The following is a 7836-nucleotide window of genomic DNA, read 5'->3' as shown; positions in this document are numbered from 1 at the left end:
ACGGTGCGGCCGGCAACCGCGTCGACGATCGGGGCCGCGGTGTGTGCGGCGTCGACGATCACCACCTCGTCGTCGTCACCGATCAGCCAGATGTTGTTGTCGACGTCCCAGGTGCCACCGTCGAGGCTGAACGTGCCCGAGGTGACGACGTTCTGGACCCGGAATGTCCCACTCACAGGATCACCACCGAACGCAGGACGGTGCCCTGATGCATCTTCTCGAACGCGGCTTCGACGTCGTCGAGGGTGATGCGTTCGGTGACGAACTTCTCGAGCGGCAACCGGCCCTGCTGATACAGATCGACCAACTGTGGGAAGTCGCGTTCGGGCAGGCAGTCGCCGTACCAGGAGGATTTGAGCGATCCGCCGCGGGAGAAGAAGTCGATCAGCGGCATCTCGAGGGCCATCTCCGGGGTCGGCACCCCGACCAGGACGACGGTCCCGGCGAGGTCCCGGGCGTAGAAGGCCTGCGTCCAGGTTTCCGGGCGACCGACGGCGTCGATGACCACGTCGGCACCGAAGCCTCCGGTGAGTTCCTGCACTGCTTCGACGGCGTCGACGAGTGAGGAGTCGACGGTGTGGGTGGCTCCGAGTTCGAGGGCCCAGTCGAGTTTTCCTTTGTCGCGGTCGACGGCGATGATCGTCGACGCCCCCGCCAGGCGGGCTCCGGCGATCGCGGCATCACCGACACCACCGCACCCGATCACGGCCACGGAATCTCCGCGGGCGACGTTGCCGGTGTTCATCGCTGCTCCGAGCCCGGCCATGACGCCGCAGCCGAGCAGTCCGACGACGGCAGGATCGGCGTCGGGGTCGACCTTGGTGCACTGGCCCTCGTGGACGAGGGTCTTCTCGGCGAAGGCTCCGATCCCCAGGGCGGGGGTCAGTGCGGTGCCGTCGTCGAGGGTCATCTTCTGGGCGGCGTTGTGGGTGTCGAAGCAGTACCACGGGGTGCCGCGTTTGCAGGCCCGGCATTCCCCGCACACCGCCCGCCAGTTCAGGACGACGAAGTCGCCGACCTCGACGTGCTCGACGCGATCACCGATCGTCTCGACGATGCCGGCGGCTTCGTGGCCGAGCAGGAACGGGAACTCGTCGTTGATGCCGCCCTCGCGGTAATGCAGATCGGTATGACACACCCCGCACGCCTGAATCTTCACGACGACCTCGTTCGGGCCGGGATCGGGAATGGTGATCGTCTCGATCGAGACGGGCTCGCCCTTGCTCTTGGCGACGACGGCGCGGACCTGCTGCGGCATGAGTTCCTCCACTGAAAATCGTGTGTTGCGTGCTCTGTTCAGCCTCGCACAACGCATCAGCACGTGGCGACATCTGCATGGGTTCGGCGCAGCGAGCCGTGGAGTTCACAAGGTTGTGACCGGCTGGGCACGCAGTCTTTGCGTGCGAGCGGTACCTATGACGAATGTCTGAACCCATGGAGTACGACCTGGTGGTCATCGGCTCCGGCCCCGGCGGCCAGAAGGCGGCCATCGCGGCCGCGAAACTCGGCAAGCGAGTGGCGATCGTGGAGAAGGGCCACATGCTCGGCGGGGTCTGCGTCAACACCGGCACCATTCCGTCCAAGACGCTGCGCGAGGCGGTTCTGTATCTCACGGGGATGAACCAACGTGAGCTGTACGGGGCCAGCTACCGGGTGAAAGCCGACATCACTCCCGCCGACCTGTTGGCGCGAACCCAGCACGTGATCGGCAAGGAGATCGAGGTGGTGCGCTCGCAACTACTGCGCAACCGCATCGAGTTGATCACCGGCGTCGGCAAGTTTCTCGACGCACACACCATCGTGATCGAGGACGAGTCACGGGGCGAACGCATCACGGTCAAGGCCGCCAACGTGGTGATCGCGACCGGCACCGCACCCGCCCGCCCGGCCGACGTGGCGTTCGACGACTACCGGGTCCTCGACTCCGACGGAATTCTCAACCTCGAGTTCATACCGTCGTCGATGGTCGTCGTCGGGGCCGGTGTCATCGGCATCGAGTACGCCTCGATGTTCGCCGCCCTGGGAACGAAGGTCACCGTCGTCGAGAAGCGTGATTCGATGCTCGACTTCTGCGATCGCGAAATCATCGAGTCGTTGCAGTTCCACCTTCGCGATCTTGCGGTGACGTTCCGATTCGGGGAGGCGGTGACCGCTGTCGACGTCGGCCAGAACGGGACGGTGACGACGCTCGCCAGTGGCAAGCGAATCCCGGCCGAGACGGTGATGTACTCGGCCGGTCGTCAGGGCCTGACCACCGCACTCGAACTCGAGAACGCCGGGCTCGAGGCCGACGCGCGCGGTCGCATCTTCGTCGACGAGCACTTCCAGACCAAGGTCGACCACATCTATGCAGTCGGCGATGTCATCGGATTCCCTGCGTTGGCCGCGACGTCGATGGATCAGGGCAGGCTGGCGGCGTACCACGCGTTCGGCGAGTCCAGCGCCAAACTGACCGACGTTCAGCCCATCGGCATCTACTCCATTCCCGAGGTGTCGTACGTCGGTGCCACGGAAGTAGACCTGACCAAGGGATCGATCCCCTACGAGGTCGGGGTGTCGAGATATCGCGAACTGGCCCGAGGTCAGATCGCAGGCGACTCGTACGGGATGTTGAAGTTGCTCGTCTCCACCGAGGACCGGTCGATACTCGGGGTCCACATCTTCGGTTCGGGTGCGACGGATCTGGTGCACATCGGCCAAGCAGTGATGGGGTGCGGCGGTACCGTCGACTACCTCGTCGATGCCGTGTTCAACTACCCGACGCTCTCCGAGGCCTACAAGGTGGCTGCCCTCGACGTCACCAACAAGATCAGAGCGCTGGCGAACTTCGACCGCTGACCGAGTCCACGCAGGGTCGAGCGACTGCCGGGGAATGAACGGCGGGTAATCGGTTGTTCTTCTCGGGTAGTGATTCGCCACGTTCGACGTCGGCGCGTGCACGGCGTGAGCAGAGGGTCGGCGTATTCTGGCTCGAATCTCGCGTCGAGGTACCGACGAGTCGATCCGAAAGGGGCCCGGCCATGACCGAACAGTCGAAGATGTACGAGCTGGAGTTTCCGGCACCGCAAATCTTTTCCAACGACGGTGTCGGACCCGTCCTCGTGCACGGTCTGGAGGGCTTCTCCGACGCAGGTCACGCGGTGAAGTTGGCAACGACTCATCTGCGCGAGAGCCTCGAATCCGAGCTGGTCGCATCGTTCGATGTGGACGAGTTGATCGACTACCGGTCACGTCGACCCACGATGACGTTCAAGTCCGATCACTTCTCGGATTACGACGCCCCCGAGTTGAACCTCTACGCAGTCAAGGACCGCACCGGCACCCCGTTCCTGTTGCTCGCAGGGATGGAACCGGATCTGCGATGGGAGAAGTTCACCACCGCAGTTCGGTTGCTCGCCGAACAGCTGGGAGTGCGGCGCACCATCGGCCTCGGTTCGATCCCGATGGCGATTCCGCATACGCGCCCCCTGGGTGTGACGGCCCACGCCAGCGACAAGGAGCTGGTCAAGGAAGGCAACAGCTGGGCAGGCGACCTGCAGGTACCCGGCAGTGCGTCGTCTCTGCTCGAGCTTCGAATGGCTCAGCACGGACACGAGTCGATGGGCTTCTCGGTGCACGTGCCGCACTACCTCGCCCAGACGGACTACCCGGGAGCGGCCGAAACGCTGCTCGAGAACGTCGGCGAGGCCGCCGAGTTGGACCTGCCGCTCGCGGCACTGGGTGAAGCCGCTGCGCGGGTGCGCGAGCAGGTGAACGAGCACATCACCGGAAACGAAGAAGTGCAGTCCGTGGTGCAGGCGCTCGAGCGCCAGTACGACACGTACGTGGCCGCACAGGAACAGCAGTCGACACTGTTGGCCAGTGACGAACCGCTTCCGAGCGGCGACGAACTCGGTGCCGAATTCGAGCGCTTCTTGGCCGAGCAAGCACAGCTCGACGAAGGCGACGACACAACCGAGCAGTGACTGTGTGAGCGGCCATAACATTCGACCACGCACGCGGTCATATCCGACAACGCATGCGGATCGAAACATACCTGTAACCGCGAATACGCTCGATGTCGTGCCCTGAGCGCCATCTCGTGCGAGAGTCGTAGCAACACGTACTGCGGTACGTACGTCGACACACTCGTGCACGACGTCGCCGTTCGAAGCTGCCGCGTGCGGCGCACCAGGGAATGTCAGGAGGCGCAGATGACCACCAATCCGCGCAGTCGCAAGCTCCGCCCGGTTCCCGACGAAGAACCACGGCTGATCTTCCGGACGATTCACGGATACCGGCGGGCATTCCGCATGGCCGGTGAAGGTCCGGTGCTGCTGTTGATCCACGGGATCGGCGACAACTCCGAGACGTGGAACGAGGTCATTCCGCACCTCGCGAAGAACTACACCGTCATCGCCCCTGATCTGCTCGGGCACGGTCGCTCCGACAAACCGCGCGCGGATTACTCCGTTGCCGCGTACGCCAACGGCATGCGTGACCTGCTCTCGGTGCTGGGCATCGAGCACGTCACCGTCGTCGGCCATTCACTCGGCGGCGGCGTCGCCATGCAGTTCGCCTACCAGTTTCCCAACATGGTGGACAGGTTGGCGCTGGTGTCCTCCGGCGGCGTCACCAAGGACGTACACCCCATACTTCGACTGGCCTCGATGCCGTTTCTCAGCGAGGCGGTCAAGCTGCTTCGCCTGCCGGGCGCGATCCCCGCGGTGAAGTTGGCGGGTGGCCTCCTCAGCAAGCTCCACAGCTCTCCCCTGCGGCCCGGTTCGCTTCTGCACGACACTCCCGATCTGATCAGAGTGCTGAGCGAACTCCCGGCGCCGACGACGTACGAGGCATACCTGAGAACACTGCGCGCCGTCGTCGACTGGCGTGGCCAGGTGGTCACGATGCTCGACCGGTGTTACCTCACCGAAAACCTGCCGGTACTGCTCGTGTGGGGTGATCAGGACTCGGTGATTCCGGTCAGTCACGCGCGCCTGGCCCACTCGGCCATGCCCGGGTCCACGTTGGAAGTGTTCGAGAACTCCGGACATTTCCCGTTCCGGGACGATCCGATGCGCTTCTTGCAGGTCCTGGAGGACTTCATCGATTCGACGCCGTCGCTGACCTATGACGAGGTGCGATGGCGCAACTTGCTCATCACCGGCGTCGGCGAGGACATGATCACCGGAAGCGCCAGCACCCGGCTCGCCGTGCTCGGAGCCATGGGCTCGGACGAACGCAGCGCCACCTGACGCGTGCACTCGCCCGCGGTGTCGATGCGGGTCCGGCTGTCGATCCCACATAGCCTGTAGAGGTGCTTCTCACCGAACTGATTCCCGACGCCACCGCCGAGCAGTCCGACGGCGTGGACCCGGACGTCCTGTTCGACACCTTCACCACCTGGACGTCCGATCGCGGGCTGACGCTGTATCCCGCGCAAGAGGAAGCTCTCATCGAGCTGGTCTCCGGCTCCAACGTCATCCTCGCGACGCCGACCGGATCGGGTAAGTCGATGGTCGCCATCGGAGCTCACTACGCCGCCATGGCCGCGGGCATTCGAAGCTTCTACACCGCGCCGATCAAGGCGCTCGTCAGCGAGAAGTTCTTCGCCCTGTGCGAGATCTTCGGTGCCCAGAACGTCGGCATGATGACCGGCGACGCGTCGGTCAATTCCGGTGCTCCGATCATCTGCGCCACGGCAGAGATCGTCGCGAACCTCGCTCTGCGTCAAGGGGCAGGATCCGACATCGGCCAGGTGATCATGGACGAGTTCCACTACTACTCCGAGCCCGATCGAGGATGGGCCTGGCAGGTGCCGTTGATCGAGCTGCCGCACGCCCAGTTCCTGTTGATGTCTGCGACCCTGGGCGACGTCTCGTTCTTCCGGGACGATCTGACCCGACGCACCGGACGGACGACCACCGTCGTCTCCGGCACCGAACGTCCCGTTCCGCTGATGTTCTCGTATGTCACCACCCCGATCAGCGAGACCATCGAAGAACTGGTGGACACGCACCTTGCACCGGTCTATGTCGTTCATTTCACGCAGGCCGCGGCACTCGAACGAGCCCAGGCGCTGACGAGCGTCAACGTCGCGTCCAAGCAGGAGAAGGCCGAGATAGCCGAGGCCATCGGCAACTTCCGCTTCACCACCGGTTTCGGCAAGACCCTGTCGAGGTTGGTCCGGCACGGAATCGGCGTGCACCACGCCGGCATGCTGCCGAAGTATCGACGGTTGGTGGAGAAACTGGCGCAGGACGGGCTGCTGAAGGTGATCTGCGGAACCGACACCCTCGGGGTGGGTATCAACGTCCCTATTCGCACCGTGCTGTTCACCGGACTGACCAAGTACGACGGCATTCGCACTCGCAAGCTCCGGGCCCGCGAGTTCCATCAGATCGCCGGTCGTGCGGGACGGGCCGGCTACGACACCCTCGGAACCGTCGTGGTCGAGGCCCCCGAACACGACATCGAGAACGCACGTCTGGTGGCCAAGGCCGGCGACGATCCGAAGAAGCTCAAGCGCGTGCAGCGCAAGAAAGCACCCGACGGCTTCGTCTCGTGGGGCGAGCCGACATTCGAGCGGATCATCGCTGCAAGTCCGGAACCGCTCACGTCCCGATTCTCGGTGAGCAACGCCATGCTGCTCAATGTCATTGCGCGGCCGGGCAATTGCTTCCATGCCATGCGCCACCTGCTCGAGGACAATCACGAAACCAGGCCGGCCCAGCGCAAACATATCCTGCGGGCACTCTCGCTCTACCGTGGTCTGGTCGATGCGGGCATCGTCGAGCAACTCGACGAGCCGGACGCCGACGGGAGGCACGCGCGCCTGACCGTGGACCTGCAACCGGACTTCGCGCTCAACCAGCCGCTGTCGACGTTCGCGGTTGCATCTTTCGATCTGCTCGACGCCGAATCGCCGACGCATGCGCTCGACGTGGTGTCGATCATCGAATCGACGCTGGACGATCCTCGCCAGATCCTGATGGCACAGCAGCACGCTGCGCGCGGCGAAGCGGTGTCGCAGATGAAGGCGGACGGCATCGAGTACGACGAGAGAATGGAGCTGCTGGAGGAGGTCACGTGGCCGAAACCTCTTGCCGAGCTGCTGGTTCCGGCGTTCGAGATCTATCGTGGCACTCATCCGTGGCTTTCCGAGGTCGGCCTCTCCCCCAAGTCCGTGGTACGCGACATGGTCGAACGCGCGATGACCTTCGCCGAATTGATCAGCCACTACGGTCTGATGCGGTCGGAGGGACTGGTCCTGCGGTATCTCGCCGACGCCTATCGCACACTGCGCCAGACGGTTCCGCCGGAGTCTCGAACCGAAGAGGTACAGGACATCACCGAGTGGCTTGGCGAACTCGTCCGGCAGGTGGATTCGAGCTTGCTCGACGAGTGGGAGAACCTGACCGATCCCGGTGCCGAGCCGGAAGCGCTCGTCGAGGCGTACGGGTCCGATGTGCCGCGTCCGATCTCGGCCAACCCGCGGGCCTTCCGAATTCTTGCGCGCAATGCGATCTTCCGCCGAGTCGATCTGGCGGCGCGTCGACAGTGGAATACCCTCGACGACCTCGACGACGGGCCCCACTGGGAGACGGAACTCGAACCGTTCTTCGACGAGTACGGCTCGATCGGAACCGGCCCATCGGCCCGGGGCCCCGCGTTGTTCACCCTGAACGTCGGTGCGGACTCCACCACGGTGCGTCAGGTCTTGGAGGATCCGGACGGCGACCACGGCTGGTCGTTCGACGCCGTCGTTGATGTCCCCGAGTCCGACGCCGCCGGCGAGATCGTGTTCGACGAGATCGTGATCACGCCCGGCTGAGATCGGTTGCGCAGTCGGCACAC

The 7836-nt window shown here is 64.3% G+C and carries 5 protein-coding genes and 1 pseudogene; 4 read left to right on the top strand and 2 right to left on the bottom strand.

Annotated elements, in window-relative coordinates; all coding sequences use genetic code 11:
• Both MTX34_RS15185 and MTX34_RS15180 read right to left on the bottom strand, forming a co-directional pair.
• Positions 1-176 (bottom strand): annotated as a pseudogene (locus MTX34_RS15185) (MBL fold metallo-hydrolase); the annotation flags it as partial.
• Complete coding sequence (locus tag MTX34_RS15180) at positions 173-1258, bottom strand: S-(hydroxymethyl)mycothiol dehydrogenase (protein WP_243609896.1); 1086 nt, start codon at positions 1256-1258, stop codon at positions 173-175. The pseudogene MTX34_RS15185 and the gene MTX34_RS15180, both read right to left, overlap by 4 nt.
• Before the next feature lie 164 nt (positions 1259-1422).
• Between MTX34_RS15180 and sthA the strand changes: the two genes are divergently transcribed.
• From sthA to MTX34_RS15160, 4 genes are all read left to right on the top strand, one after another.
• Complete coding sequence (gene sthA / locus MTX34_RS15175) at positions 1423-2838, top strand: Si-specific NAD(P)(+) transhydrogenase (protein WP_243593225.1); 1416 nt, start codon at positions 1423-1425, stop codon at positions 2836-2838.
• A gap of 182 nt (positions 2839-3020) precedes the next feature.
• Positions 3021-3965, top strand: a complete 945-nt coding sequence (locus MTX34_RS15170; protein WP_243593226.1) for a proteasome assembly chaperone family protein — start codon at positions 3021-3023, stop codon at positions 3963-3965.
• Between the two features lie 228 nt (positions 3966-4193).
• A complete protein-coding gene (locus tag MTX34_RS15165; protein WP_243593227.1) occupies positions 4194-5234 on the top strand; it encodes an alpha/beta fold hydrolase in 1041 nt (346 codons plus the stop codon).
• A gap of 62 nt (positions 5235-5296) precedes the next feature.
• Positions 5297-7813 (top strand): RNA helicase, encoded by a 2517-nt coding sequence (locus tag MTX34_RS15160; RefSeq protein ID WP_243609895.1) that lies wholly within the window; start codon positions 5297-5299, stop codon positions 7811-7813.
• Positions 7814-7836: the final 23 nt, after the last annotated feature.

Source organism: Rhodococcus sp. ARC_M5, assembly GCF_022810405.1.
In the GTDB taxonomy this organism is placed as follows: domain Bacteria; phylum Actinomycetota; class Actinomycetes; order Mycobacteriales; family Mycobacteriaceae; genus Rhodococcoides; species Rhodococcoides navarretei.
The sequence above is the reverse complement of the archived record's forward strand: the minus strand, read 5'-3'. Positions and strand labels throughout refer to the sequence as shown.